Here is a 26,034-nt window from a genome sequence, read left to right as displayed (position 1 = left end):
ACGCCGGAAAAGCGAAGCCCCGCACCGGAACCGGTGCGGGGCTTGCGTCGAGTCACACCATCAGCGCAGCGCGGCAGCCTTGCGACGCGCGGCCGAGGCCTTCTTCGCAGCGGCCGTCTGCTCCGAAGCCTTCGGTGCCGCAGCCTTTTTCGCGGGCGCCTTCTTGGCGGCAGCGGACTTGGCCGGAGCCGCTTTCGCGGCACCGGACTTCGCCTTGGCCGGTGCGGGCGCGGACAGCGACGGCGGCTGGGCGTCCAGCACCGTCTTCAGGAACTGGCCGGTGTAACTTTCCGGCACCGCGGCGACATCGTCCGGAGTGCCCTGGGCGATGACCATTCCACCGCCCGAACCACCCTCGGGCCCCATGTCGATCACCCAGTCGGAGGTCTTGATGACATCGAGGTTGTGCTCGATGACGATGACGGTATTGCCCTTCTCGACCAGACCGTTGACGACCTTGAGCAGCTTGCGGATGTCCTCGAAATGCAGCCCCGTGGTGGGCTCGTCGAGGATGTAGACGGTGCGGCCGGTCGAACGCTTCTGCAGTTCGGCCGAGAGCTTCACGCGCTGTGCCTCACCACCCGAGAGCGTCGGCGCGGACTGGCCCAGGCGCACATAACCCAGACCGACCTCGACCAAGGTCTTGAGATACCGGTGAATGGAGGTGACCGGCTCGAAGAACTCCGCGGCCTCCTCGATCGGCATATCGAGCACCTCGGCGATGGTCTTGCCCTTGTAGTGCACCTCCAGGGTTTCCCGGTTGTAGCGCGCACCGTGGCACACCTCGCACGGGACGTACACGTCCGGCAGGAAGTTCATCTCGATCTTGAGAGTGCCGTCGCCCGAACATGCCTCGCAGCGACCGCCCTTCACGTTGAAGGAGAACCGGCCGGGCTGATAGCCGCGCACCTTGGCCTCCGTGGTGGCCGCGAACAGGGTGCGGATCTTGTCGAAAACTCCCGTGTAGGTCGCCGGATTCGAGCGCGGGGTACGGCCGATCGGCGACTGGTCCACCTGCACCAGCTTGTCCAGATGATCGAGGCCGTTGACGCGGGTGTGCCGGCCCGGCACCTGACGCGCGCCGTTGAGCTTGTTGGCCAGCACGGTCGCCAGGATGTCGTTCACCAGCGTCGACTTGCCCGAGCCCGAAACGCCGGTGACCGCGGTGAGCACACCCAGCGGGAAGTTGACGTCGATGTTCCGCAGATTGTGCTCGGTCGCGCCGACCACGGTGAGCTGCTTCTTCTTGTCGATCGGCCGCCGCACCAGCGGCACCTCGATCTGCTCACGACCGGAAAGGTAAGCGCCCGTGAGGGAATTCTTGTCCTTCAGCAGACCCTCGTAGGGACCGGAGTAGACCACCCGGCCACCGTGCTCACCCGCGAGCGGGCCGATGTCCACCACCCAGTCCGAGGCGTGGATGGTGTCCTCGTCGTGCTCGACCACGATCAGGGTGTTGCCGAGCGACTTGAGCCGCGTGAGGGTCTCGATGAGACGTCGGTTGTCGCGCTGATGCAGGCCGATGGACGGCTCGTCCAGCACGTACAACACACCGACCAGACCGGAACCGATCTGCGTGGCGAGCCGGATACGCTGCGCCTCACCACCGGACAGCGTGGCCGCCGCACGGGACAGGCTCAGATACTGCAGGCCCACGTCGAGCAGGAAGCCCAGGCGCGCCTGGATCTCCTTGATCACCTGCGCGGCGATGGCGGCCTGACGCTCGTCGAGGGTCAGGCCGTTGAGGAATCCGGCGGCCTCGCCGATCGAGAGTTCGGAGATGTCGGCGATGGACTTGATGTCCTCGCCCGCGCGCAGGGTGACCGCGAGGATCTCGGGCCGCAGCCGCGCGCCGTTGCACACCGGGCACGGGATGTCCCGCATGTACCCGTCGTAGTGCTCCTTCATCGCCTCGGATTCGGTGCTCTCCATCCTGCGCTGCAGGAACGGCATCACACCCTCGAAATCGGCGTAGTACGAACGCTTGCGGCCGTACCGGTTGGTGTACGAGACGTGCACCTGCTCGGAACTGCCCTCGAGCACCGCCTTGCGGGCCTTGGGCGAGAGGCTGTTCCACGGGGTCTTCATCGAGAAGCCGAGGCCCTCGGCCAGACCCGACAGCAGCCGGGTGAAGTACTCGGCCGTCTGCCCGCGCGACCACGGCGCGATCGCACCGTCCGCCAGGCTCAGATCCCCGTCCGGCACAACCAGATCGGGGTCGACCTCCTTGCGAATGCCGAGACCGGTGCAGTCCGGGCACGCGCCGTAGGGCGAGTTGAACGAGAAGGACCGCGGTTCCAGATCCTCGATGTCGAGCGCGTGCCCGTTCGGACACGCCAGGCGCTCGGAGAAGCGGCGCTCACGATCGTGCGCGTGTTCGTCGCGGTCCACGAAGTCCAGCACCACGATGCCGTCGGCCAGACGCAGCGCGGTCTCGATCGAATCCGTCAGGCGCTGCTTGGAATTCGTCTTCACGGCGAGGCGGTCGATCACGACCTCGACGTCGTGCTTCTCCTGCTTCTTGAGCTTGGGCACGTCGGTGAGCGAATACACCACACCGTCCACCCGCACCCGCGAGTAGCCCTGCCCGTGCAGCTGATCGAACAGGTCGACGAACTCGCCCTTGCGAGTGCGCACCACGGGCGCCAGGACCTGGAACTTGAGGCCCTCCTCCATGGCCAGGACCTGATCCACGATCTGCTGCGGCGACTGCTTCTCGATCAGATGACCACAGACCGGGCAGTGCGGCGTGCCCGCGCGCGCGAAGAGCAGGCGCAGGTAGTCGTACACCTCGGTGATGGTGCCGACCGTGGACCGCGGATTGCGGTTGGTCGACTTCTGATCGATCGACACCGCGGGCGAGAGGCCCTCGATGAAATCCACATCGGGCTTGTCCATCTGCCCGAGGAACTGCCGCGCGTACGCCGACAGCGACTCCACATAACGCCGCTGTCCCTCGGCGAAGATCGTGTCGAATGCCAGCGAGGACTTCCCCGAGCCGGACAACCCCGTGAACACGATGAGACTGTCGCGGGGTAGGTCGAGGTCGACCCCTTTCAAGTTGTGCTCCCGCGCTCCGCGCACCGTCAGGCGATCCGCCACAAGCCGTCCTTCCAACGTTTCGGCATCCAGACTTACCCCCGACGCCATGCTAGGCGCGCCCACCGACAAGTTTCGATGAGCGCGCTGCAACGCTGGTCACAAGCGATTCCGGAATAGGCCGGAATACCGCTCGGTACTGCGGAAATACCAGTCAGGCGAGCCGCTCGACCGCCCCCTGCACGTTCCCGCCCGGCGACAGCGGACGACGCACACAGGTCGCGATCGCCCGCGGTTGCAGACCGCGTTCGCGCGCCCGGTCCTCCGCGCCGAGCGCGGTCACCAGCGACAGATCTCCGTCGAATCGGCGGTAGAGCAACCGCCCGCGCCGCGAATCGGGATCGGTATAGAACAGGTACGGCAATCCGCTCAGGCACAGCCGCGCACCGGCCTCGTCGTCCAGCAGTGTCGGCACCGGATCCCGATGCCGGCGCACCGTGCGCACGCCGAGCGGACCGGTCCAGCACACCACCGCGTCGGTGCCGGTCTCGGCATCGACGAACAGGTGGGCGTCGTAATCCATGGCGTCGAGCACCTGCGCCGCGACGACCGAGGTCATCACCTGCAGCCGACAATCCTTGCGGCGCACGATGGGTCGCGGCTCGGTCACCACGGCCAGGTTCGGGCGCGAGGGGTCCGGCCAGGGCCGGGACAGCTCGTCCGGCGAGCAGGACAACCGCATGTCCAGACGCTCGAGCGCGAAGGTGGAGGCGAATTTCCCCGGCCCCGCGACCTGCACCCGGAATGCCTTCCCCAGCGCCCGGACGCTCGCCTGCACCAGGGTGGCCTCGTCCTCGTCGTCGGGCCAGTGCAGGCGTGCCCGCACCGGCCCTTCGACGCCGTGCCGGCGCAGGATTCTGCCCAATCCGCGCACCACACGGGTCACCTCCGCGGGAGGGACAGGCCCCTGCGTGGTCACCACGAAGTCGGGATCCACTCCACTCGACCACACATCGAACGCGCCCATCGTCGACCCGCTTTCTTCAATTCGACCCAAACCGGTCTCCGAACCGGCAACCCGTACACATGGCATCACGGTGCGCTGCCGTGGGGACAGTGCCGAAAGTCCCCTCCGGGGCACTTTTCGGGAATTTGTTCCGCTAAATAACGCCCAGGCCACGAGACGGTCGCTAACGGGCAAAACAGACACGGTCGCTACCGGGCAAAACAAAGGACCTTTGCCCGTATCGGCCCGGGTCGGGGCGGGTTACGTTGGGCTGTGTCACCTCGGGCAGGCGCGCGTCCGCGCCCGGACACCCGACGCACGCTCAGTAGCCCGATGAACTCGGAGGCCGCCGTGATCAACGTCTTTCTGGTGGACGACCATGAAATCGTCCGCCGCGGACTGACCGACCTGCTGGAAGAGGATCCGGAACTGCACGTGGTCGGCGAGGCCGGCGACGTCGCCGAGGCGCTGTCGCTGATCCCCGCGCTGCGGCCCGATGTGGCGGTGCTCGACGTGCGCCTGCCCGACGGCAACGGCATCGAACTGTGCCGGGATCTACTCGCCGAACTGGACGATCTGCGCTGCCTGATCCTCACCTCCTACACCGACGAGCAGGCCATGATGGACGCCATCCTGGCCGGGGCCAGCGGCTATGTGGTCAAGGACATCAAGGGCATGGAACTGGCCAAGGCCATCAAGGAGGTCGGGGCGGGGCGCTCGCTGCTGGACAACCGGGCCGCCGCGGCGCTGATGGCCAGACTGCGGCGCAGCACCGAATTCGACGGTCCGCTCGCGGGTTTGACCGATCAGGAACGCAAACTCCTGGATCTGCTGGGCGAGGGCCTGACCAATCGGCAGATCGCCGAGCGCATGTACCTGGCCGAGAAGACGGTCAAGAACTACGTCTCGCGACTACTGGCCAAACTCGGCATGGAACGGCGCACGCAGGCCGCCGTGCTGGCATCGAAACTCCGTACGGGACAGCCACGTTCGGCATGACAACCTTCCGGCAACCAGTCGCCGCGTAGACTCCGCAGGGCCGTGTGCACCATCGGACAGCAGGACTGAACATATGCACGACGCTCACCGCGCCGGACCACCCTCGGTGCGAGATACGCTGTCGCAGTTGCGATTACGCGAATTGCTCTCCGAGGTCAAGGACCGCGTGGAGCAGATCATCGATGCGCGCGATCGCATCGACGGACTGGTCGAGGCCATGCTCGCGGTCACCTCCGGCCTCGATCTCGATCAGACTCTGCGCACCATCGTGCGGGTCGCGACCGGCTTGGTCGACGCGCGGTACGGCGCGCTGGGCGTGCGCGGGCACGAAGAACAGTTGAGCCAGTTCATCTATCACGGCATCGACGAGCAGACCCGCGTCCTGATCGGCGATCTGCCCGAGGGCCACGGCGTGCTCGGGCTCCTGCTGGCCCGCCCCGAACCGGTCCGGCTCGACGACCTGACCCGGCATCCCGACGCGGTCGGCTTCCCGCCACACCATCCGCCCATGCACACCTTCCTCGGTGTGCCGGTGCGCATTCGCGGCGAGGTCTTCGGAAACCTCTACCTCACCGAGAAATCCGGCGGACATCCGTTCACCGAGGACGACGAGGTGCTGCTGCAGGCCCTGGCCGCCGCGGCCGGCATCGCCGTGGACAACGCCCGGCTGTACGAGTCGGCCCGCACCCGGCAGGCGTGGATCGAGGCCACCCGCGACATCGCGACCGAATTCCTGGCCGACACCGATCCGAATCAGGTGCTGGCCACCGTGGTCGAGCACGCGCGCGAGCTCACCGCCTCGCATCTCGCGCTGCTCGCGGTGGTGACCGACCCCGACACCCCGCCCGAGGACAATTCCGAACTGGTGGTGGTGCAGTCCTCGGGACTCGGTGGGCTGGACGGTGATCCGGTCGTACGCACCACCGGCACCGCGGTCGGGCAGGCGCTGACCACCCGCACCCCGCTGCGCTTCGACGACGCCCGGCACATCGACCTGGGCAAGCCCATCGGGGGGATCGGGCCCGCGCTGGTGCTCCCGCTGCACACCCCCGATTCCACGCTGGGCGTGCTGATCACGCTGCGCCCCGCCGAATCCGCCCCGTACAGCGACGAATTGGTGGAACTGATCGCCGCCTTCACCGATCAGGCCGCGCTGGCCATGCAATTGGCGGTGGCCCAGCGGCGCGTGCGCGAACTCGACATCCTCACCGACCGCGACCGCATCGCCCGCGATCTGCACGATCACGTCATCCAGCGTCTGTTCGCCATCGGCCTGTCCCTGCAGGGCACGGTGCCGCGCGCCCGGGTGCCCGAGGTGAAACAGCGACTCACCGACACGATCAACGATCTACAGGATGTGGTGGAGGAGATCCGCACCTCGATCTTCGACCTGCACGGGGGCAACGGGCACAGCACCCGGCTGCGCCAGCGCATCGAGAAGGCGATCAAACAGCAGACCATCGACACCAAGATCCGCGCGCTCATGCACGTCACCGGACCGCTGTCGGTGGTCGAGCCCGGTCTGGCCGATCACGCCGAAGCCGTTGTGCGCGAGGCGGTCAGCAACGCGGTGCGGCATTCGGGGGCGGACACCATCACCATCGATATCGGCGTCGCGGACGATCTGACCATCGTGGTGGCGGACAACGGCTGCGGTATCACCGACAACATCACGCCGAGCGGGCTGACCAATCTCGCTCGCCGCGCCGAGGAGTCCGGCGGCAGCCTGGCCGTCTACCCCCGCCGTGACCAGGCGGGCGAGGGCAAGGGAACCAAACTCAACTGGTCGGTCCCCCTGCACTGAGCGCAGGGCGGACCGGCACCGAATCCGCGCATCATCCGCACCGCGAATCAGCGGTACCGATTCCGCCGATCAACCGAATCACACCGGGCCGAGCAACACCGCGGAGTTGTTGCCGCCCATACCCAGCGCGGTCTTGAGGGTGATGCCGTTGCCGCCGGGGACGACCCCGTCCACCAGGCGGGCGTGAGCTTCCGCGACGACCGGAGCCGAGATCAGCACATTGCGCTCGTATCCCAGCGCGACGCCCGCGATCTCGACGCCCGCCGAGGCCGCCTGACAGTGCCCGGTGAGCGGTTTGGTTGCGCAGACCAGCGGCTTGTCGTCGAACATTTCTCGCAGCAGCGCGGTTTCGGCATCATCGCACTGCTGGGTACCCGAACCGTGCGAGTTCAGATAGGCCACTTCCTCCGGCCGCACATCGGCATTGACCAGAGCGCGGCGCACGCAGTCGAAGATGTGCTCGTAGGAGGGCTCCAGCGAGATCACGTGATAACCGTCGTTGGACATCGCCCCGCCGAGCATCGCGAGATACGGGCGATCGGCCTCGCGGGTGACCACGAACGCCGTGGACGCCTCACCCCAGCTGAATCCGCGCGTGCCGGCTTGGAACGGACGGCACGCGGTGAGCGGATCGACATCGGTGATCGCCGCGCCCAGGGATTCGAAGTGCTCGACCATGTCGGGAGTGGCAGACAGGTCGGTCGCCACGACCACCACATCGTCGGCGATGCCCTGGGCCAGCCACAGTTGCGCGGTGATCAGCGCGGCGTTGGCCGAGGAGCAGGCGGCCGTCACGTTCATCGCCGGGCCGTGGAACCCGAACTCCTGGGTGATCATGGAGATCGGGGTGGACGGTAATAGTCGCAGGTAGTCCCGGGCCCGCTGGTGTCCGTGGTCCTCGACGTAGAAATCCCGCATCTCGTACACATTTCCCAGCACGATGGCGTGCAGGACGCCGACCGTGCGACCGGGACGCCAGCCGCGTTCGGTGGCGTCGGCGACGGCCTCGCGCACCGATTCCTGCACCGCTCGGACGTAGCGGCTCGGGCCGAGATTCCCGTCACCGCCGTCCGGCACGCGGGCAACCCACCCGTGTCGATCACGGTTTTGCCCGTACCCTGGATACAGCCGGGCTGCGGGCTTGCCGCTCAGCAAACCCTCCCAGAGGGCTTCGCGACCCCAGCCGTACCCGGTGACGGCACCGATACCGGCAATCGTCATATGATCTTGGTGCTGTTCTGCGGTATTCATGATGGGGGTGGTGCCAGGCATTTGCGTCGCTCCCTTCAGAGCCGGTGCCTGTAACTATCGCGAATGACAGGCCGATGCTGTGCGGGACTGTGAGTGATCCAATAGTGGTTGGCGTGGTGACCCAGCAACCTAGCCAAGCCCCACAATAGTGCCGTGCTCGACCGACGTGTTCCAACGACGATCAGGGGGTGCTTGAGGTGGTTGGTAACGATCGGGCAACTGCCCCGACCGATGCCGAACAACTGGCCCAGCGGTACCGCTCGCTCGTGGAGTACAGCCCTGACGGGGTGGTGGTACACGAGCGAGGTCTCATCGTGTACGCCAACCCGGCGATGATCCGGTTGCTCGGTGGCGACTGCGCGGAGGACATCATCGGGCACCCCGTCGCCGATTTCGTGGAACCGCGTGACATACCGGAGATGCTGGACCGCATTCGCCGTCTCAGCAGCGCCGGAACCGCGTCCGAGCCCGCCACTCTGACCCTGCTGCGCCGCGACGGCACCGCGGTCGACTGCGAGACCGTCTCGGTGCTCACCACCTGGCACGGGCAGATCGCGTACCAGGTGGTCGTGCACGATCTGACCGAGCAGCGCCGCGCCGAGGCCGCACAGCGGCGCGCGGAGCAGTTCTTCACCACGGTGGTGACCCAGCTCGAGGAGGGCGTGGTGGTCATCGACCGGGAAGGCCGGATCGAATCGGCCAATCCGGCCGCCCGGCGAATCTTCGGCTACGACGCCGACGATCTCGAGGGCACCAAGATCGACGATCTGCCGCTGACCCTGTTGGACGCCAACGCGCAACCGATGCCGACCTCCTGGTACCCGGTGATCCGCACGCTCGCGACCGGAGAAACGGTGACCCGCTTCGTCTTCGGCGTCGACCGGCCCGACGGGCAGCGTCGCTGGCTCTCGGCCTCGAGTCGCCTGCTCAATCCCGAGGACCCCAACTCCCCGGCCGTGTCCTCGTTCAACGACATCACCGAGTTCCGGGCCAGCAGAAGGCAATTGGAATACCAGGCCACCCACGATCCGCTGACCGGCCTGGCCAATCGGGCGCTCGTGCTGTCCCGGCTCGCGGGAGCGCTGGGCACCACCGAGACCCTGCCGGTCTCGACCGTGCTGTTCATCGACCTGGACGGGTTCAAGGCCATCAACGACACGCTCGGGCACGCGATCGGCGACACCGTGCTGCAGATCGTGGCGCAGCGTTTGCAGCGCGGCCTGCGCGCGGACGACATCGTGGGCCGGATCGGCGGCGACGAATTCCTGGTGCTGCTGTCCGGGCGCACCCTGGGCGAGGATCTCGAGGCTCTGGTCGCCCGGCTGCGCCAGACCATGGCCGAGCCGATCATCGCGCGCGGTCATCGCATCCAGGTCGACGCCTCCATCGGCATCACACCCCTGCACAGGGGCGACGGCCGCAGCCCCGAGGCCGTGCTGCACGACGCCGACCTGGCCATGTACCGAGCCAAGCCGACCGGTCATCAGAACGGCGTGCTGAGCCGCCGCAGCGACAGCACCCACGCCTCGTGACCGGTCACCTACCTGCCGGTACGGCGCACCCGTCGAACGCGAACTAGACTCGACAACTCTGTTCTCGATGCTTCGCACGTTGCGCCCGGGCGGCCGATGTGGTGACAAGGAGTTCCGCTTTGCCAGATTTGACCGAGGAACGTCGCGCGTCCGCATCGGACGACGGCGCATCGAACACCACCGATGCCGCCACCGCGGACATGGAGCGGGAACAGCAGCACCTGGACGTGCTGTACGAGCGTCTCGACGGAATGCGCGAATACGCCCAACGCCGGCTTCGCACCGTACTGCTGGAGACCGGTGGCACCCCGCAGGCCCGCACCGAACGGGAATCGTTCTCGCAGCTCTACTCCGAGGATCTGTCGAAATACGATGCCGCCGAACATGGTCTGTGCTTCGGGCGGATCGATCTCGAGAACGCCGACTCCTCCCCCGGCGCCGACGGCGACGCGGCGACCAACGGTAATGCGGCCACCAACGGCGATGCGGCGGCAGATTCCGGCGAGGCCGAGGTCCGCTACATCGGCCGCATCGGCATCCTCGACGAGACCGGCGATTACGAGACCCTGCTGCTGGATTGGCGCGCGCCGATGGCGCGGCCCTTCTACCTCGCCACCACCGCCGCGCCCGACGGTGTGACCCGGCGGCGGCACATTCGCTCACGCAATCGCAAGGTCACCTCGCTCAACGACGAGTACCTGAGCCTCGAGGCCGCCCGCCGCGACGGTGTGTTCGGCAGCGACGGCGGTGTGGGCAGCGAGAGCGCCCTGCTGGCCGCGCTCAATGCCGCCCGCACCGGCCACATGAACGACATCGTCGAGACCATCCAGAGCGAGCAGGACGCGATCATCCGGTCCGAGCACAAGAGCGTGCTCGTGGTGCAGGGCGGACCCGGCACCGGCAAGACCGCGGTGGCGCTGCACCGCGCGGCGTTCCTGCTGTACACCTATCGCAAGCAGCTGGACAAGGCCGGCGTGCTGATCATCGGACCGAACAGCACCTTCCTGGACTACATCGGCCAGGTGTTGCCCTCGCTGGGTGAGACCGGCGTGCTGCTGTCCACGATCGGCAATCTGTACCCGGGAGTGCAAGCCACCCTGGAGGATTCGCTCCGGGCGGGCGAACTCAAGGGTTCGCTCGAGATCCTCGATGTGCTCAAGAAAGCGGTGCGTGACTGGCAGGACGTGCCCTCGGATCCGGTCCGGCTGCACTTCGACGGCCACGATCTGCTGCTGGATCGCAAGATCGTGTCGCGGGCGCGTGGACGAGCCCGCTCCTCGCGACGCCCGCACAATCTGGCCCGGCCCATCTTCGCGGCCGCGGTGGTGGACGCGCTCACCGAACAGCTGGCACTGATCATCGGCGGCAATCCGCTGGGCGGGCGAAACCTGTTGAGCCAGACCGATCTCACCGAGATCCGCGACGAGATGCGTGCGGATGCCGATATCCAGCGTGCCATCGCCGTGCTCTGGCCGATTCTGACCCCGCAGGACGTACTCGCCGGACTGTGGGCCGATCCGAAGCGATTGGCCAGTGCCGCAAGCCATCTCAGCGAGGCCGATCGCGCCGAACTGCATCGCCCCGACAACGGCGAGTGCAGCGACGCCGACGCGCCGCTGCTGGACGAGCTGGCCGAGTTGCTCGGCGTGGACGACACCGAGGAGCGCGAGCGCGCCCGCCGCCGCTGGCGCGCCCAGCTCGCCGAGGCCCAGGACGCGCTGGACATCCTGACCGGTTCCGCGCCACAGGATCTCGAGGACGAGCTCGATCCGGAACTGCTGATGGCCTACGACCTGATCGACGCCGGCCAGCTGGCCGAACGCCAGCAGGTTCGCACCAGTCAGACCACCGCCGAACGCGCCGCGGGTGACCGCACCTGGACCTACGGTCACGTCATCGTCGATGAGGCGCAGGAACTTTCGGAGATGGCGTGGCGAATGGTCATGCGGCGCATCCCGAATCGCTGGATCACCGCCGTCGGCGATGTGGCGCAGACCGGCGACCCGGCCGGTGCGTCCTCCTGGCAGCAGGTGCTCGAGCCCTATGTGGCCAAGCGCTGGAAGCTCACCGAGCTGACCGTCAACTACCGCACCCCCGCGGAGATCATGGCGATCGCGGGCGACGTGCTGGCCGAGATCGACCCGGGCGCGGTGATTCCGCGCTCGGTCCGCGATTCGGGTTTCGCACCCCGCGCCGTGCGCGTGCCCGAGCCGGAACTGGCCGCGGAGGTGGGCCGCCTGGTCGCCGAGGAGGCCACCCATCCGGGCACCACCGCGGTCATCGTCCCGCACGATCTGGTCGCGGAACTGTCGCACCCGACCGGTGATTCGGCGCGCGTGCTCACCGTGCACGAGGTCAAGGGCCTGGAATTCGACGCCGTCATCCTGGTCGAACCGCACCGGATCCTCACCGAATCCCCGCGCGGCGCCAACGATCTCTACGTGGCCCTGACCCGCTCCACTCAGCGCCTGACCGTGGCGCACACGCGGGATCTGCCCGCGGTCCTGCACCGGCTGAGCTGAGCGCGGAACCCCCGGACAGCGCGAGTACCCGGACACAGAAGTGGCCGTGCCCTTTCGGGCACGGCCACTTCGTTCGTTTCGTGTGGTTACCGTACGGTGTGCACGATCAGCACATCGCTGCGCGACTTGCGCGCAACGTCCGACGGAACCGAGCCGAGCAGGCGTCCGGCGAGGGTGTTGAGGCCACGGTTACCGATCACCAGAAGGTCGGCGTCGACTTCCTTGACCAGGGTGAGCAGGGATTCGACGGGCTCGCCGACCACGGCCTTCTCCACGACGTTGGCCGCGCCGGCGGCGGCGGCCTTGTCTCGGGCCACGCGCAGGATCTCGCTGGTGGGGGCGGAGCCGCGGACCTGGTAGGCCTCGTCCTTCAGTACATCCGCGGCGGCCGCGACATCGCGGTCGTCGGTCGGGTAGTACGCACAGGCGATGTACAGCGTGGCGCCCTCGTCGCCGGCCAGAGCTGCGGCCCGCTCGACGGCGACGTACGACGAGTCCGAGCCATCGGTACCGACGACGATCGTCCGGTAGGCGGTCATTATCTCCTCCAAGTACAAGGGTCAGGGCCGCGACGTGAACCGCGTCGATGCGGTTACCGGCGCGGCAACATCGCCTGACAATAGCGGCATAACTGGCGGAAATTTTCGATATCGCAACACATCACACCTACGTGCCGCCCCGGACCTGCGGCGCATTGTCCTGACGGGCCGGAAAGGACCCCCACCACCAGCGAAATTCCCGAGCGATTGTGACGCTTCACAAGAATCACCAACCCTGTTGTACGCCTGGGATTTTGGTCACAAACAGGGATTCTGCGAGAAAACGAACCGCCCCGCCCGACCCGCACCGGGCGGTTCGAGCGGAGCGGGATTTCGCGGCGACTCCTCGACCTCAGGGCGAGTGATAGTCGGCCCAGAACCAGCCGAGAATCACGCTGAGGATGGTCATGTTCTCCTCTCCGGACGGCCGTTCGATGACGCGCAATACCAACGCGGGCCCCACTCGGGTCAGAGGCTGAAAAGCGGCCCGGTGACGGTCAATCCGAGGTCGCCGCCGACGTAGGCGAAGAACGCGAACAGCATGAGCGCCGCACCGGCCAGCGCCAGATCCTTGTTGAAGGAGATCATCTCGGTCTGCTTGGCCTGCGGATCGGTCTCCTTCCAGAACGCGTGCATCAGGAAAGCGGTCGGCAGCAGGAACACGAACAGCAGCAGGGCGCCCAGATCCGCCCAGATGCCCAGCAGCACGCTCAGCCCGCCCACGGCCAGCAGCAGACCCGAGGCGAACACCGCCGCCTTGGGCGCGGGAACGCCCTTGAACTGCGCGTACTGCGCCATCGCCTCGGTCTGGGTCAGGTGACCCACGGCCGAACTCAGGAACAACGCTACGAACAGGATCCGCCCGATCAACACCAGCACATCCATGGCCAGCTCCTTCGTCGAGTGAAACAATTGCCATTGGGTGACACGGCAACCAACTTCATCAGCGATAAGGATATTCCTGTTCCCGCCTCTGGTCAGGACCCTAGCGATCCTCGCGCGTATTCCAGCGGAGCCATTCCGATCTCCTGCGCGAACTCCCTGGAGAAGTGCGCCTGATCGAAATAGCCGAGCTCGAGCGCCAGCGCCGCCAGGTCCGAGGTCCGCCCCTCGGCCAGCAGATGCGCGCCGTCCTGCAGCCGGTAGCGGCGCAACACCCACTTCGGGCCCGCGCCGACATAGCGCCGGAACAGCCGCTGCAGGGTCCGCACCGGAATCTCGAAAAGTTCTGTGACCTGGTCGACCCTGGTCAAATCGCGGCCCGATTCCATGGCCGCGATGATCTCGAGCACCTGCGTGTAGGCGGCGTCCTCGGACGGATCGCGATGGGTCGCGGCCGCGCGGAGAAAGTCCTCGACCAGACTGCGGCGGCGTTCGGGCTCGGTCTCGGCGAGTACGGCATCGACCAGTCCGGCGGCCTCGGGGAACTCCGATTCCGGGAAGACCGCGCTCATCGGGACAGAGGTGTCACGAAGCGAACCCACGTCCAGTCCCGTGAACGCGCCGAAGCCGCCCGCCAGGAACTTCACCCCGAAGCTCTCCCCCAGGCCGGCGAGTTCGCGCACGTACTTCCTGGTCCACACGCCGGTGACGAACCCTCCGGTGCGCTCGTGACAGGACTCGAAGGTCAGATTGACCGAGGGGTACGGCAGCACCTCGGCGAAATAGGGCGGCATACCGCGCCGATCCCACTTGACCGTCCAGTACCACTCGACGTAACCGCTGACCTCCGCACCGGCCGCGAGCCGGCTGAGATTGTTGGCGCGCAACTGCTCCCGCGGATACAGCAGCCCCTTGGTGGTCTCCGGTGGCGGCGCCGGGCGAGACCCATCAGACGAGGTCATGGCGCTGTCGCATTCTTACAAGACCATCCGCGTCGCGACGGCGAGAGTGGTACTCATGAGCAACGCAGTGAATCCGATCCCCGAGAACTACCACTCCATCACCTGCTTCCTGGCGGTCACCGACGGCAACAAGGCCATCGACTTCTACACGAATGTATTCGGCGCGAAGGTCATCAGCCGCAACGACCTGCCCGACGGACAACCCGCGCACGCCGAGCTGCTGATCGGCGATTCCACCATCCAGACCGGCATGGAATCACCCGAGCACGGACTGCGCGCCCCGAGCGGCGAGATCGTGAACGTCAGCATCGTGCACTACTGCCCCGATGTGGACGCGGTCGTCGCCCTGGGCGCCGAACACGGCGCCCGCCGGACCGAGGAGCCGGCCACCTTCGTCACGGGCGACAGGTACGGCGTCGTCATCGATCCGTTCGGGCACCGCTGGGTCTGCATGACCCGGGTCGAGGACGTCTCCAGAGAAGAGGCCGAGCGGCGCGTGAACGAGTGGATGGCACAGCAGAGTTGAGGGAACGATGCGCGGCCCGTCGAGGCCGCGCATCCCCATCAGATGGCTATCGCCGCCGGTGTCACCGAAGGCACCGGAAGCGAAACCTCTTCCCCCACAGTGATAATCGGCGCGAGAGTGGACTCCGCGCGAACGGCGGCCTCCGCCATGGGGCGCGGGGCCACCTCCATCACGGCCTCCGTCACCGCCAGAGTTCTGCCCAGGCGCGGCGCATCGCGCAAACCCGTATCCCCTTGCAGCAGAAGCCTTACCGCCGCCCACGGTAGGTTCACCCCCGCGAACGACGTCTGGAACAAACCCGCTGACGGGCGCGGATTCGCCTCGAGCAGCACCGGTTCGCCGTGGCGATGACGGAACTGCACATTCGTCAGATAGGCGAGTTCGAAATGCTCGACCAGGCGTGCGGCGAGATCGATGATCACGGGATCGTCCAGCAGCAGTCGATAGCGACCCTGTTTGGATCGTGGAACCCCGACCAGCAGGTCACCACCGGGAGCCGACAGACAGTCGACACTGATCTCCGGCCCCTCCAGGAACGGCATGACGATCAGTTCCGGAGCGACGCCGCCCTGCTCCACGACCCGATCCAGCGCACCCGCCACCGCGTCGAGGGAGGCGACCGGCAGCGGCGGAGCCAGCAGATCATCGACGCTCAGCGGCCGGTCCTGCAGAATCCGGAAGCCGAAGGCCGAGTACTCCCCGGTGGGCTTGATGCAGAGCCGCTCGTCGGTCAGCGACAATTCGCCGACCGCGGCACGCAGCCCGGCCGCATCGGAGACCGCACGCCACGGCGGCACCGGAAGCCCTGCGGCACTTGCCAATTCATATGTACGAGTCTTGCTGGTGAGCACCGTCACCGCGGACAGCGGCGAACACATCAGGCTGGTGCCGATCGCGGCGAATTCGGCGGCTCGCCCGGCCAGCGCGGTCAGCCGACGCGGTGGGATCAGCACGTCGATTCGATTGCGACGACAGAAGTCCAGGGCGAACTCGGCGTAGGCGTCGTTGCCCACATGCCGGGGTTCGACCGCCGCCACATCGCAGGCCGAGAGCGCCGGCGCATCGGGGTCCACATTGCTGGCGTAGATACTGACATCGACACCGTCGGGGTTCTTTCGTAGCAACTGCATCACCTGGGTGGTGGCCACCCCGGCACTGCTCAGCCAAATTCGAAGCGCTATCGCAACGCTCCTCTCATCATCAGGCGGCCGAGCCGGAACCATGGCGAACCCAGGAACCAGGAGATCAAGAGCATGTCGAGATCGCCGATGTTCCCGGAAGTCCGGTCACCGGCTAGCGCAATCGAGTGTCGAAGCGGATCGTAACCCCTCCGGATCACGGCGGCATTTCCTGCGAACGCTCAGCGCGCGAAATCACAGCGTGTCGAAATCGGACACGCCGAAAACCCCCGGCAATGCCGCCGGGGGTCGGTGAATCCGAATGTCATTGCAGCCCAGCGGCATCCATGCCGCGCAGCTCCTTCTTCAGGTCGGCGATCTCGTCGCGGAGCCGGCCCGCGAGCTCGAACTGCAGCTCGCGCGCGGCGTTCATCATCTGCGCGGTCATGTCTTTGACAAGATCCGCCAATTCCGCGCGCGGCATGGATTTGACGTCACGGCCCTCGTAGACGCCCGCGCTCACCGCGCGGCCCGGCTCACCCTGCGCACGACGACCGCGACTGGAATTGCGGCCCGAGCCGCCGATCTCGACCTCGGAATCCTCGGCCTCGCGGTAGACCTGATCGAGGATGTCGGCGATCTTCTTGCGCAGCGGCATCGGGTCGATACCGCGCTCCTCGTTGTAGGCGACCTGTTTCGCCCGGCGACGATCGGTCTCGTCGATGGCGTGCCGCATGGAGTCGGTGATCTTGTCCGCGTACATGTGGACCTCACCCGAGACATTTCGCGCGGCGCGGCCGATTGTCTGGATGAGGCTGGTGCTGCTGCGCAGGAACCCCTCCTTGTCGGCGTCGAGAATCGCGACGAGCGAGACCTCGGGCAGATCGAGACCCTCGCGCAGCAGGTTGATGCCGATCAGGACGTCGTATTCGCCCAGGCGCAGCTGCCGCAGCAGCTCCACGCGGCGCAGCGTGTCGATCTCCGAATGCAGGTAGCGCACCCGCACGCCGAGCCCGAGCAGATAGTCGGTGAGATCCTCGGACATCTTCTTGGTCAGTGTGGTGACCAGGACGCGCTCGTCGCGTTCGGCGCGCTGGCGGATCTCGTGCACCAGATCGTCGATCTGGCCCTTGGTCGGCTTCACCACGACCTTGGGGTCCACCAGACCGGTCGGGCGAATGACCTGCTCGACGAATTCGCCGCCGCTCTGGCCCAATTCGTACTTTCCGGGCGTGGCGGAGAGGTACACCGTCTGCCCGATGCGCTCGGAGAACTCCTCCCAGGTGAGCGGACGATTGTCCACCGCCGAGGGCAGCCGGAAGCCGAACTCCACCAGATTCCGCTTGCGCGACATATCGCCCTCGTACATGCTGCCGATCTGCGGCACGGTGGCGTGCGACTCGTCGATGACGAGCAGGAAGTCCTCGGGGAAGTAGTCGATCAGGGTCGCGGGAGCGGAGCCGCCGGGCCGGCCGTCGATATGGCGGGAGTAATTCTCGATACCCGAGCAGAAGCCGACCTGTTTGATCATCTCGAGGTCGTATTGGGTGCGCATCCGAAGGCGTTGCGCCTCCAGCAATTTCCCCTGCTTCTCCAATTCCGCCAAACGCTGTTCGAGTTCGATTTCGATATCACCGACCGCGCGTTCCATGCGTTCGGGGCCGGCGACATAATGCGTCGCCGGGAAAATGCGCACCATTTCCACCTGCCGCACCACATCACCGGTGAGCGGGTGCAGATAATAGAGGGCCTCGACCTCGTCACCGAAGAATTCGATGCGGATCGCCAATTCCTCATAGGACGGAATGATTTCGACCGTGTCCCCGCGCACGCGGAAACTGCCGCGGGTGAAGGACATGTCGTTGCGGGTGTACTGCACATCGACCAGGAGCCGCAGCAGCCGATCGCGGTCGATCTCGCCGCCGACCTCCAGCATGACCGAGCGATCGAGATACGACTGCGGAGTGCCCAGGCCGTAGATGCAGGACACCGACGCGACCACCACCACATCGCGCCGCGAGAGCAGGCTCGAGGTGGCCGAGTGCCGCAGCCGCTCGACGTCGTCGTTGACCGAGCTGTCCTTCTCGATATAGGTATCGGTCTGCGCGATGTATGCCTCGGGCTGGTAGTAGTCGTAGTACGAGACGAAGTACTCGACCGCGTTGTGCGGCAGCATCTCGCGCAACTCGTTGGCCAGCTGCGCGGCGAGGGTCTTGTTCGGCGCCATCACCAGGGTGGGGCGCTGCACCTTCTCGATGAGCCAGGCCGTGGTGGCGGACTTACCGGTGCCGGTCGCACCGAGCAGCACCACGTCCCGCTCGCCGGCGTTGAGCCGGCGCTCCAGCTCCGCGATGGCGGCAGGCTGGTCACCGGCGGGTTTGTGCTCGCTGACCACCTCGAACCGGCCCTCGATGCGCTCGATCTCGCCGATGGGGCGGAACTCCGAATGCGCGAGCGGCAGATCCTCCGGGACCTCGGTTGCGAAAGCCATGCCCACCAGCCTAGGACGTACCACCGACAGAGTCAGCCCGCCCGCCACCGACCGGCGCTCCGACCGCGCCGCGCCGTCACGACCGTGACATCCATCACTCTCCGGACAGCGGATTCGAGGTTTACGAGCGCGCGGCACGATCTCGCCGCCGGGCCGAACGCGCGCGCCGGACGGCAAGTCTGTGACTGCCTTTACCCACGGCGCGGAAGTGTTTACTTTTCGAATACCTTCGCAATACTCGACGAATGGAATCGATGCCCGAATTATCCCTTCCTGCAAAGGGCTTCGGAATTGCGACGGGCACGGGTCCGCGAAATCCCCTCGCGCACAGCGGGTCCGATTCCCAGGGTCCAGGTGTAACCTGATCTGGCTGGTCGCACGATTCGAGAAGAGGCAGGGCGATGACCGGTCTGCAAATGCCACAGCGGAATTCCACCAACGGTGCACACCCGAACCGAACGTTGCGCGGTGCGCCTCCGGTGAGCGCGCATCGACCCAGGCTCGAATTCTTCAATCTGGCCGAACTGTCCTGGACCGACTACCACGGGTACCTACATCAGGTGGAGCATCTGCACGCCGAGCCGTGGGGTCTGTACGTGGAGCGGATCGTGGACAACCCGCGCTTCCACTACATCGAATCCTGGCTGCTGCCGGAGCTCTCGCTGCGGGTGACGGTCTATCACCTGCGGCCCGGCCACGATCGCGGGCAGACGTACTACCTCGACATCGGCGAGTACGGACCGGTCGGGCCGAAGAAGTGGCGGGCCCAGGGGCACTACCTGCATGTGGTGGCCCGCCCCGGTCAGGTCCCCGAGCTGCTCGGCATCGACCAGCTGCTCGCCGCCCACGCCGCCGGGTACTTCGACACCGGACAGACCCACCGGGCCATCGAACGCGCGGCCGCGGTGGTCGACGGCATCGCCGGGTGCGGCCATAACGTGGACAGCTGGCTGGCCGGCAAGGGCGTCGCGCTGAGCTGGTTGTAGCGCCCGGCAGGTAGCCCCGGACAGCCGGCTTCGGCGGAACCGACCCCTTCCTCGACAGGAAAGGGGAAAGCCGCCCGGTTCGACGCATGTTCGAACCGCGCGGCTTTCGATTCGGGCTGGTCCGCCCTCCGACTAGCCGGACCCGCTCGGAATCAGGCCGCCCAAGCCGCAGCTCGCGCTGCCGAGGCCACCAGCCTCCTTCACCTGCACGGTGATCGAATCACTGATCAGGATCTGACGGGCCTCGATCTTGTGCGACCCCGCGGTCTTCGGGGTCCACTTGATCGTGACCTTGTTGCTCAGCAGCGAGGGCGAGACCGGGCTACCCGGAATGTCCGCGCCGTTGTCGGTGAACTTCACGGTGGAGATCCGGTCGACCTCGACCGAGGCGGTCAGCGTGTAGCTGCAGCCGACCTGCTGGTCACTGCCGGAGATCGCGAGGTCGCCGACCCAGGCCGAGGCCGAGGGCGCGGCCAGCACCATGGCCGCGGCCATCGCGCCGAAGGTCGTGAGGCCCATACCGACCCGGCGGAAGCGGGCCTTCTGTACGTTCATGCAGGTACTTCCCTTTGCTCTGCTACCCACCCCCATCGATGGGTAGCCGCACAGTAGCGAAACATGAGTACTTCACATTGTGTTTTCGTGAAATCAGAGCCGGAAAACCGCAGCACCAACCGTCCCCGGCCCGCTATCTGTGGGCGACTCGTCACCCCGTTCCCCTGGACGGCCGCCGTCCGAGAAGCGATGCTGATACCCATGACTCAGGCGTCCGCGGTGGATCTGCACCGACCCAAGGTCGAGTACTTCAACGTCGACGACCTCACCAATATCGACCCCAAGGGTTTCGTCCGGCAGGTCGAGCAGTACCGGGTGGAGCCCTGGGGGCTCTACATGGCCAGAACGTCCGATCACCCGGAGTTCCACTACATCGAATCCTGGCTACTGCCCAGCCTGTCCATTCGCGTGACGGTCTTCCAATTCACCCCGGCACACCTGCGCGATCAGGACTACTACGTCGACATCGGCGAATACGCGCAGGTCGGTCCGAAGAAGTGGAAGTCGGTCGATCACTACCTGGATCTGGTGGTGCGCACCGGACGCGAGGTCGAACTGCTGGACGTGGATGAGCTGCTCGCGGCCCACGCCGCCGGATACCTCGATCTCGGCGAGGCACAGCGGGCCATCGAGACCTCCACCGCCACCATCGACGGCATCGCCGCGCACGGGCACAGCCTCGAGGCCTGGATGGCCTCGCACGGCATCACCCTCACCTGGAAGTGGAAGTGACTACTGCCCCGGTGTGACGATCACGTTCGCCGGGCGGCCCGGATCGGTGTTCGCGTGCAGCCGCTCCCCCTCGACGAGATCGACGCCAACGGCGGCATCCGCACCGGCCGCCGGAAATCCGATGTCCGCCAAGCGGTCCCGCAGTGCGTCGGCCACCCGGGTGTCCGCGACCGTGATGCGGATATCGAGCACATCGGCGGCGGGCTTGCCCGGCACCGAGGTGGGCCCGACGTGCTCGATACGCCGTGCGTCGGCGGCACAGGCCACCGCCAGCCGGGCGATGATCCGCTGTGCCTGCACGGGCCAGTCCGGATTCGCCTCCACCACTGTCGGTTTCGGACGCCCGGCCGGAGTGCGGGTGCGCAGGTTGTGCTCGAACGGGATCACCCGCTCGTCCCAGAGCCGGTAGACCTCGGCGTCGATCGCGCCGCTGGGACCGTTGTTGTCCAGCAGCACATCGGCCACGGCGCGGCGCTGAGCGTCGGTGGCCTGCGCGGCGATCCGCGAGCGGGCATCGGCCTCGTCGATGCCCCGGAACTCGACCAGGCGCCGGACCCGGGTCTCCTGGGCGGCGTCCACGATGACCACCAGATTCATGAACGGGGCCAACCCGTTCTCGACCAGTAGCGGAATGTCCTGCACGACAATGCCGTCGGCGGGCGCGCCGGCGATGAGTTCGGCGCTGCGCTTGCCGACCAGCGGATGGGTGATGCCGTTGAGCGTGGCCCGGGCCTCGTCACTGGCGAAGGCCTTGGCGGCCAGCGCCGGACGATCCAGGCTGCCGTCGGGGGCGAGAATCTCCTCGCCGAACGCGGCGGCCAGCGCGGCCAGACCCTCGGTTCCGGGCGCGACCACCTCGCGGGCGATGGCGTCGCTATCCACCAGCACCGCACCACGTTCGATGAATATCCGGGCCACGGTCGATTTGCCCGCACCCATGCCGCCAGTGAGACCGATACGCAACATTCGTCCAGTCTTGCATCCTGCGGTGGACCGACCGAAACCGGCCCTCAACAGCCGAAAAGTCGGATTACCCACTCGCGGGGGCAATTTCACAAGCAGGCGCTCGGTTTGTTCATTTCGTGATATCCGCGAGACCAACTCGCAACATATTTTCTGAATCCGGACCGTTTGTCGGTAACATTCCGACACGCCGGGGCGAATGTCGCGCAATGTACGGTGTCGCACACTTTCGTTCGGCTAAGGTTCGCCGGAGGCGATCGAAGGCCGGTAAATCCGCAGAGAAGGAATATCATTGGGCACCAGAAACATCCAGACGGGTCGCCACCGTTTGGGACTGCCGGGCACGATGCACTGCACCCAGATCCCCTCGGTCGCGGCAGCGCTCGCCGAGCACCGTCGCTCGTGGCTCTCCACCATTCTGAATCCGGCTCGCCACAGCTTCGCCGCCATGCGAAAACGAACCGCGGTGGCCACCGCCAAGTGGGTTCCGGCAACAGCCGGCTGACAACCCGTGCCACCGCGGCCCAGTTCCGTCAGGAACCGGGCCGTCGTCGTGCCCGGGGCCATTTCTCCGGATCAGCCCCGGCGCAACACCTTTCGATACCTCAGACGATCCCGCTGGGGCGTCGCCGCGTACCCGGTTCCTGTGTGGGCATGGAGTTGGGCGGCACCGGATACGGCGTGCCGACGTTCGCGGTACCCAGCGCGACGTTCGGCCCACACTGCGCCAGCGCCGCGTCGACCTTCCGATTCGCCGGGGCGAAGGCGGGTTTCGCCGCATCCGGACCCGAGGCGAAGTCGAAGGCCGAGGTCATGTCACCGGTCGTCCGGCGCCGCCAGGCGCTGAGGTTCGGCACGTCCACCCCGAAACGGCGTTCGAGCAACCGCAGCTGCGAGGTGTGGTCGAAGGTCTCCGACGCCACCAGACCGCCGCGGCTGTAGGGCGAGATCACCAGGCAGGGCACGCGGTACCCCAGACCGACAGGTCCGGCGATGCCTTCGGACTTCGCGGCGCGGTTCAGGGGAACGGTCAGGTATTCACCGGGCGTTCCGGGCGGCGGGGTCGGCGGCGTCACGTGGTCGAAGAAACCGCCGTTCTCGTCGTAACTGATGATCAGCGCGGTCTTCTCCCACACCTTCGGATTCGAGGTGAGGATGTCGAGCACCTGCATGATGCCGACGGCGCCGAGCGCCGGTGGCAGAGCCGGATGCTCGCAGTTGAACAGCGGCGGGATCACCCAGGACACCGCGGGCAGCTGGTCCGCGGCCACGTCGGCGGCGAAATCGGCCGGATAGACCGGAGCCTTTCCACGGCGCGCCAGTTCGGAATTCGGATCGGCGGCCTGCTTGAAGCAGCCCAGCATCCCGTCCAGGATCACCGAGGACACCGGACCCAGATCGCGATTGTTGTAGATCTTCCAGCTGACCCCGGCATCGGAGAGGTTCTCCGGCATGGTCCGCCAGCTGTAGGCGTTCTGCGGAATCAATGTCGGGGTCTCGAGCAGCGGGCCGCCGTTGAGACCGTCCGGGTCGATGGTCGCCGACATCCAGTAGAGCCGGTTGGGATCGGTGGGACCCAGCACCGAACAGTGGTAGTTGTCGCACAGGGTGAACGCGTCGGCCAGATCGTGGTGCACCGGAATGTCGGCGCGCGTGTAGTACCCCATGGCCGCGGGACCGTTGGCCGCGCCGACCGATGCGATGGACATCGGCATCCAGCCGTCGTTCGCGCCGTTGTTCCACGCCCGGTGCATACCGGCCCAGGTGTGGTCCGGATCGTTGATGCATTCGCCGTCGAGCGTCGCACCGAGTTCGGTGTCGAGCCGGAACGGATTGATGAACCCGTCCGGGGTCGGTCCGATTCCCGGCGCGTAGCCGTACTGCTGCCATGCCGGTGACGGATCGTCGAAACCCCGTACGCCGGACAGGGTTCCGAAGTAGTGGTCGAAGGATCGGTTCTCCTGCATGAGCAGGACGAAGTGCTCGATGTCCCCGAGCCCGCCCATGCCCGCGGGATCCGCGGCGTACGCCCGCTCGATGATCGGGTTGGCCCACGCGGCCATGGCGCCCACTCCGCCGGCGGCCATCGCTTTCGCCAGAAAATCACGTCTGTTCATACCGGCGAAAACGCCCATGCCCAACAGCGCCTTTCAATGTAGCGAAGAGTTTGCGGGCCGAATCGCGATGGCCCACGGACACTCTCGCATACCGATGATCGACGCGCCGGTCAGGAATCGGACATGTCCGGCATCCGTAGCCGATCTCACCCGCGCGGCTGATCCGGATATGCGAAAGGCCCCCGAGTCCGGGTGGACTCGGGGGCCTTTCGTCAGTCGCTTACAGCGTGGTGACGCTCATCGACCGAGATGCGAATCAGGCGTTGCCCGACAGCTTCTCGCGCAGAGCGGCGAGCTGCGCATCGCTCGCGAGCGAACCGCCGGTCGACTCCGAAGACGACGAGGAGGACGACGACGCGGTCGCGGCCTGCGCACCGGACTCGGAGGAGTAGTTCTGCGGTCCGCCGTTGGCGGCCTCAGCGGCGGCGTCAGCCGCCATCTTCTCCATCTGAGCGGTGTGCATCTTGTGGCGACGCTCGGCCTCGGCGTACCGGCCTTCCCACTCTTCCCGGACCTTGTCCGAACCCTCGAGCCATTCGTTGGTCTCGGAGTCGAAGCCCTCGGGGAAGATGTAGTTGCCCTGGTCGTCGTAGCTGTCGGCCATGCCGTACTTCGACGGGTCGAACTCGGCGACGTAATCCTCGTTGGCCTGCTTGAGGCTCAGCGAGATACGACGACGCTCGAGGTCGATGTCGATGACCTTGACCATGGCATCGTCGCCGACGGCGACAACCTGGTCCGGGACCTCGACGTGGCGCTCGGCCAGCTCGGAGATGTGCACCAGGCCCTCGATGCCCTCTTCGACGCGCACGAAGGCACCGAAGGGAACCAGCTTGGTGACCTTGCCCGGGACGATCTGTCCGATCGCGTGGGTCCGGGCGAACTGACGCCACGGGTCTTCCTGGGTCGCCTTGAGCGACAGGGAGACGCGCTCGCGGTCCAGGTCGACGTCGAGAACCTCGACGGTGACCTCGTTGCCGACCTCGACAACCTCGGACGGGTGATCGATGTGCTTCCAGGACAGCTCGGAGACGTGCACCAGGCCGTCGACGCCACCCAGGTCCACGAAGGCACCGAAGTTGACGATGGAGGACACGACGCCCTTGCGGACCTGGCCCTTCTGCAGCTGGTGCAGGAACTCGGAGCGCACCTCGGACTGGGTCTGCTCGAGCCACGCACGACGCGACAGGACCACGTTGTTGCGGTTCTTGTCGAGCTCGATGATCTTGGCCTCGATCTCCTTGCCGACGTACGGCTGCAGATCGCGGACACGGCGCATCTCGACCAGCGATGCCGGGAGGAAGCCGCGCAGACCGATGTCGAGGATCAGGCCGCCCTTGACGACCTCGATGACGGTGCCCTTGACGGCCTCGTCCTTCTCCTTGAGCTCCTCGATGGTGCCCCACGCACGCTCGTACTGAGCCCGCTTCTTCGACAGGATCAGACGGCCTTCTTTGTCCTCCTTGGTGAGAACGAGGGCCTCGACCTCATCGCCCACGGAAACGACCTCGGACGGGTCGACATCGTGCTTGATGGAGAGTTCGCGGGAGGGGATGACGCCTTCGGTCTTGTAACCGATGTCGAGAAGAACCTCGTCACGGTCGACCTTGACGATGGTGCCTTCGACGATATCGCCGTCGTTGAAGTACTTGATCGTCTTGTCGATAGCGGCGAGGAAGTCCTCGGCGGAGCCAATGTCATTGATGGCTACCTGCGGCGAGGTCACGGTTGTGGGCATGTGTTGGGAGGCTCCGGACGGATTGTGGTCGGTAGTGGACATGTGGACTTTCGGTATTGCTGCGAACACACAGCGATGGAACTAACGTTGGTCATGCAGCAGTACATCGCTGCGACGGAGCACAACGCTGCCCTGCTGTAACTTCCAAAGACAGCATGCGGATTCACAGCACGACTGTCTGCTCTACACGGCTTACGCGAAACCGAGTACAGAAGACACTCGCGGAAACAGCGTACGCGACATGCGTTGTACCAAGCAAACACGGGCCCCCG

General features: G+C 66.3%; 19 protein-coding genes and 1 pseudogene. 8 read left to right on the top strand and 12 right to left on the bottom strand.

Annotation, left to right across the window (positions count from 1 at the left end; all coding sequences use genetic code 11):
• Positions 1 to 60: 60 nt before the first annotated feature.
• Together uvrA and NJ1_RS22230 are read right to left on the bottom strand one after the other, a co-directional pair.
• Positions 61 to 3,102 (bottom strand): excinuclease ABC subunit UvrA, encoded by a 3,042-nt coding sequence (gene uvrA / locus NJ1_RS22235; RefSeq protein WP_174557107.1) that lies wholly within the window; start codon positions 3,100 to 3,102, stop codon positions 61 to 63.
• 151 nt (positions 3,103 to 3,253) lie between these two features.
• The gene (locus tag NJ1_RS22230) at positions 3,254 to 4,066 is read right to left on the bottom strand and encodes a sigma 54 modulation/S30EA ribosomal C-terminal domain-containing protein (protein WP_067697489.1); all 813 of its coding nucleotides are present in this window, start codon (positions 4,064 to 4,066) and stop codon (positions 3,254 to 3,256) included.
• Between the two features lie 330 nt (positions 4,067 to 4,396).
• On the opposite strand from NJ1_RS22230, the gene NJ1_RS22225 reads away from it, so the two are divergent.
• Both NJ1_RS22225 and NJ1_RS22220 read left to right on the top strand, forming a co-directional pair.
• Entirely contained in the window at positions 4,397 to 5,044 is a 648-nt protein-coding gene (locus NJ1_RS22225; RefSeq protein ID WP_067697699.1) for a response regulator, read from the top strand.
• Positions 5,045 to 5,117: 73 nt separating this feature from the next.
• A complete protein-coding gene (locus NJ1_RS22220; protein ID WP_067697487.1) occupies positions 5,118 to 6,848 on the top strand; it encodes a sensor histidine kinase in 1,731 nt (576 codons plus the stop codon).
• A 78-nt stretch (positions 6,849 to 6,926) separates the two neighbouring features.
• Here the strand turns inward: NJ1_RS22220 and NJ1_RS22215 are convergent, their stop codons facing one another.
• Positions 6,927 to 8,069: a beta-ketoacyl synthase N-terminal-like domain-containing protein gene (locus NJ1_RS22215; RefSeq protein ID WP_067697485.1), complete on the bottom strand. Its 1,143-nt coding sequence runs from the start codon at positions 8,067 to 8,069 to the stop codon at positions 6,927 to 6,929.
• Between the two features lie 227 nt (positions 8,070 to 8,296).
• Here NJ1_RS22215 and NJ1_RS22210 point away from each other — a divergent pair, with 227 nt between their 5' ends.
• Together NJ1_RS22210 and NJ1_RS22205 are read left to right on the top strand one after the other, a co-directional pair.
• Positions 8,297 to 9,631: a diguanylate cyclase domain-containing protein gene (locus NJ1_RS22210; protein ID WP_157574154.1), complete on the top strand. Its 1,335-nt coding sequence runs from the start codon at positions 8,297 to 8,299 to the stop codon at positions 9,629 to 9,631.
• 200 nt (positions 9,632 to 9,831) lie between these two features.
• Positions 9,832 to 12,153, top strand: a complete 2,322-nt coding sequence (locus tag NJ1_RS22205) for a HelD family protein (RefSeq protein ID WP_067697697.1) — start codon at positions 9,832 to 9,834, stop codon at positions 12,151 to 12,153.
• An 86-nt stretch (positions 12,154 to 12,239) separates the two neighbouring features.
• Here NJ1_RS22205 and NJ1_RS22200 read toward each other — a convergent pair whose 3' ends face one another.
• From NJ1_RS22200 to NJ1_RS22190, 3 genes are all read right to left on the bottom strand, one after another.
• Entirely contained in the window at positions 12,240 to 12,692 is a 453-nt protein-coding gene (locus tag NJ1_RS22200; RefSeq protein WP_067697695.1) for a universal stress protein, read from the bottom strand.
• Positions 12,693 to 13,160: 468 nt separating this feature from the next.
• Positions 13,161 to 13,577 (bottom strand): DoxX family protein, encoded by a 417-nt coding sequence (locus NJ1_RS22195; protein WP_067697693.1) that lies wholly within the window; start codon positions 13,575 to 13,577, stop codon positions 13,161 to 13,163.
• 92 nt (positions 13,578 to 13,669) lie between these two features.
• Positions 13,670 to 14,536, bottom strand: coding sequence for an AraC family transcriptional regulator (locus NJ1_RS22190; protein WP_067697481.1), 867 nt, complete (start codon positions 14,534 to 14,536; stop codon positions 13,670 to 13,672).
• A 55-nt stretch (positions 14,537 to 14,591) separates the two neighbouring features.
• Between NJ1_RS22190 and NJ1_RS22185 the strand changes: the two genes are divergently transcribed.
• The gene (locus NJ1_RS22185) at positions 14,592 to 15,062 is read left to right on the top strand and encodes a VOC family protein (protein ID WP_067697691.1); all 471 of its coding nucleotides are present in this window, start codon (positions 14,592 to 14,594) and stop codon (positions 15,060 to 15,062) included.
• Between the two features lie 38 nt (positions 15,063 to 15,100).
• On the opposite strand, the gene NJ1_RS40865 is transcribed toward NJ1_RS22185, so the two are convergent.
• Together NJ1_RS40865 and uvrB are read right to left on the bottom strand one after the other, a co-directional pair.
• Positions 15,101 to 16,285: an ATP-grasp domain-containing protein gene (locus tag NJ1_RS40865; protein WP_084478610.1), complete on the bottom strand. Its 1,185-nt coding sequence runs from the start codon at positions 16,283 to 16,285 to the stop codon at positions 15,101 to 15,103.
• A gap of 220 nt (positions 16,286 to 16,505) precedes the next feature.
• Positions 16,506 to 18,671 (bottom strand): excinuclease ABC subunit UvrB, encoded by a 2,166-nt coding sequence (uvrB, locus tag NJ1_RS22175; RefSeq protein WP_067697479.1) that lies wholly within the window; start codon positions 18,669 to 18,671, stop codon positions 16,506 to 16,508.
• 479 nt (positions 18,672 to 19,150) lie between these two features.
• Here uvrB and NJ1_RS22170 point away from each other — a divergent pair, with 479 nt between their 5' ends.
• On the top strand, positions 19,151 to 19,657 hold the full coding sequence (locus NJ1_RS22170; RefSeq protein WP_067697689.1) for a ribonuclease FAU-1 family protein: 507 nt from the start codon (positions 19,151 to 19,153) through the stop codon (positions 19,655 to 19,657).
• Between the two features lie 132 nt (positions 19,658 to 19,789).
• Here the strand turns inward: NJ1_RS22170 and NJ1_RS22165 are convergent, their stop codons facing one another.
• Entirely contained in the window at positions 19,790 to 20,212 is a 423-nt protein-coding gene (locus NJ1_RS22165) for a hypothetical protein (protein ID WP_067697477.1), read from the bottom strand.
• A 201-nt stretch (positions 20,213 to 20,413) separates the two neighbouring features.
• Here NJ1_RS22165 and NJ1_RS22160 point away from each other — a divergent pair, with 201 nt between their 5' ends.
• On the top strand, positions 20,414 to 20,944 hold the full coding sequence (locus NJ1_RS22160; RefSeq protein WP_067697475.1) for a ribonuclease FAU-1 family protein: 531 nt from the start codon (positions 20,414 to 20,416) through the stop codon (positions 20,942 to 20,944).
• A gap of 3 nt (positions 20,945 to 20,947) precedes the next feature.
• Here NJ1_RS22160 and coaE read toward each other — a convergent pair.
• A pseudogene (gene coaE / locus NJ1_RS22155) lies at positions 20,948 to 21,910 on the bottom strand (dephospho-CoA kinase); the annotation flags it as partial.
• 289 nt (positions 21,911 to 22,199) lie between these two features.
• Here coaE and NJ1_RS22150 point away from each other — a divergent pair.
• Positions 22,200 to 22,412 carry a hypothetical protein gene (locus NJ1_RS22150; RefSeq protein WP_067697471.1) on the top strand — a complete coding sequence of 71 codons (213 nt, stop codon included), beginning with the start codon at positions 22,200 to 22,202 and terminating at the stop codon, positions 22,410 to 22,412.
• Positions 22,413 to 22,512: 100 nt separating this feature from the next.
• Here the strand turns inward: NJ1_RS22150 and NJ1_RS22145 are convergent, their stop codons facing one another.
• Positions 22,513 to 24,042 carry a phospholipase C gene (locus NJ1_RS22145; RefSeq protein ID WP_067697469.1) on the bottom strand — a complete coding sequence of 510 codons (1,530 nt, stop codon included), beginning with the start codon at positions 24,040 to 24,042 and terminating at the stop codon, positions 22,513 to 22,515.
• Positions 24,043 to 24,280: 238 nt separating this feature from the next.
• Positions 24,281 to 25,762, bottom strand: a complete 1,482-nt coding sequence (gene rpsA, locus NJ1_RS22140; RefSeq protein WP_067697687.1) for a 30S ribosomal protein S1 — start codon at positions 25,760 to 25,762, stop codon at positions 24,281 to 24,283.
• Between the last annotated feature and the right edge of the window lie 272 nt (positions 25,763 to 26,034).

It is taken from the genome of Nocardia jejuensis NBRC 103114 (genome assembly GCF_001613145.1).
In the GTDB taxonomy this organism is placed as follows: domain Bacteria; phylum Actinomycetota; class Actinomycetes; order Mycobacteriales; family Mycobacteriaceae; genus Nocardia; species Nocardia jejuensis.
This window is presented reverse-complemented; position numbering and strand designations above follow the sequence as displayed.

Excerpts from the sequence above, each read along its gene's own strand:
- NJ1_RS22185 (WP_067697691.1), top strand. The coding sequence starts at position 14,592 with ATGAGCAACGCAGTGAATCCGATCCCCGAGAACTACCACTCCATCACC.
- NJ1_RS22205 (WP_067697697.1), top strand. The coding sequence starts at position 9,832 with ATGGAGCGGGAACAGCAGCACCTGGACGTGCTGTACGAGCGTCTCGAC.
- NJ1_RS22230 (WP_067697489.1), bottom strand. The coding sequence starts at position 4,066 with ATGGGCGCGTTCGATGTGTGGTCGAGTGGAGTGGATCCCGACTTCGTG.
- NJ1_RS40865 (WP_084478610.1), bottom strand. The coding sequence starts at position 16,285 with ATGGTTCCGGCTCGGCCGCCTGATGATGAGAGGAGCGTTGCGATAGCG.
- NJ1_RS22215 (WP_067697485.1), bottom strand. The coding sequence starts at position 8,069 with ATGACGATTGCCGGTATCGGTGCCGTCACCGGGTACGGCTGGGGTCGC.
- rpsA (WP_067697687.1), bottom strand. The coding sequence starts at position 25,762 with ATGCCCACAACCGTGACCTCGCCGCAGGTAGCCATCAATGACATTGGC.
- NJ1_RS22160 (WP_067697475.1), top strand. The coding sequence starts at position 20,414 with ATGACTCAGGCGTCCGCGGTGGATCTGCACCGACCCAAGGTCGAGTAC.
- NJ1_RS22195 (WP_067697693.1), bottom strand. The coding sequence starts at position 13,577 with ATGGATGTGCTGGTGTTGATCGGGCGGATCCTGTTCGTAGCGTTGTTC.
- NJ1_RS22145 (WP_067697469.1), bottom strand. The coding sequence starts at position 24,042 with ATGGGCGTTTTCGCCGGTATGAACAGACGTGATTTTCTGGCGAAAGCG.
- NJ1_RS22220 (WP_067697487.1), top strand. The coding sequence starts at position 5,118 with ATGCACGACGCTCACCGCGCCGGACCACCCTCGGTGCGAGATACGCTG.
- NJ1_RS22165 (WP_067697477.1), bottom strand. The coding sequence starts at position 20,212 with ATGAACGTACAGAAGGCCCGCTTCCGCCGGGTCGGTATGGGCCTCACG.
- NJ1_RS22190 (WP_067697481.1), bottom strand. The coding sequence starts at position 14,536 with ATGACCTCGTCTGATGGGTCTCGCCCGGCGCCGCCACCGGAGACCACC.
- uvrB (WP_067697479.1), bottom strand. The coding sequence starts at position 18,671 with ATGGCTTTCGCAACCGAGGTCCCGGAGGATCTGCCGCTCGCGCATTCG.
- NJ1_RS22200 (WP_067697695.1), bottom strand. The coding sequence starts at position 12,692 with ATGACCGCCTACCGGACGATCGTCGTCGGTACCGATGGCTCGGACTCG.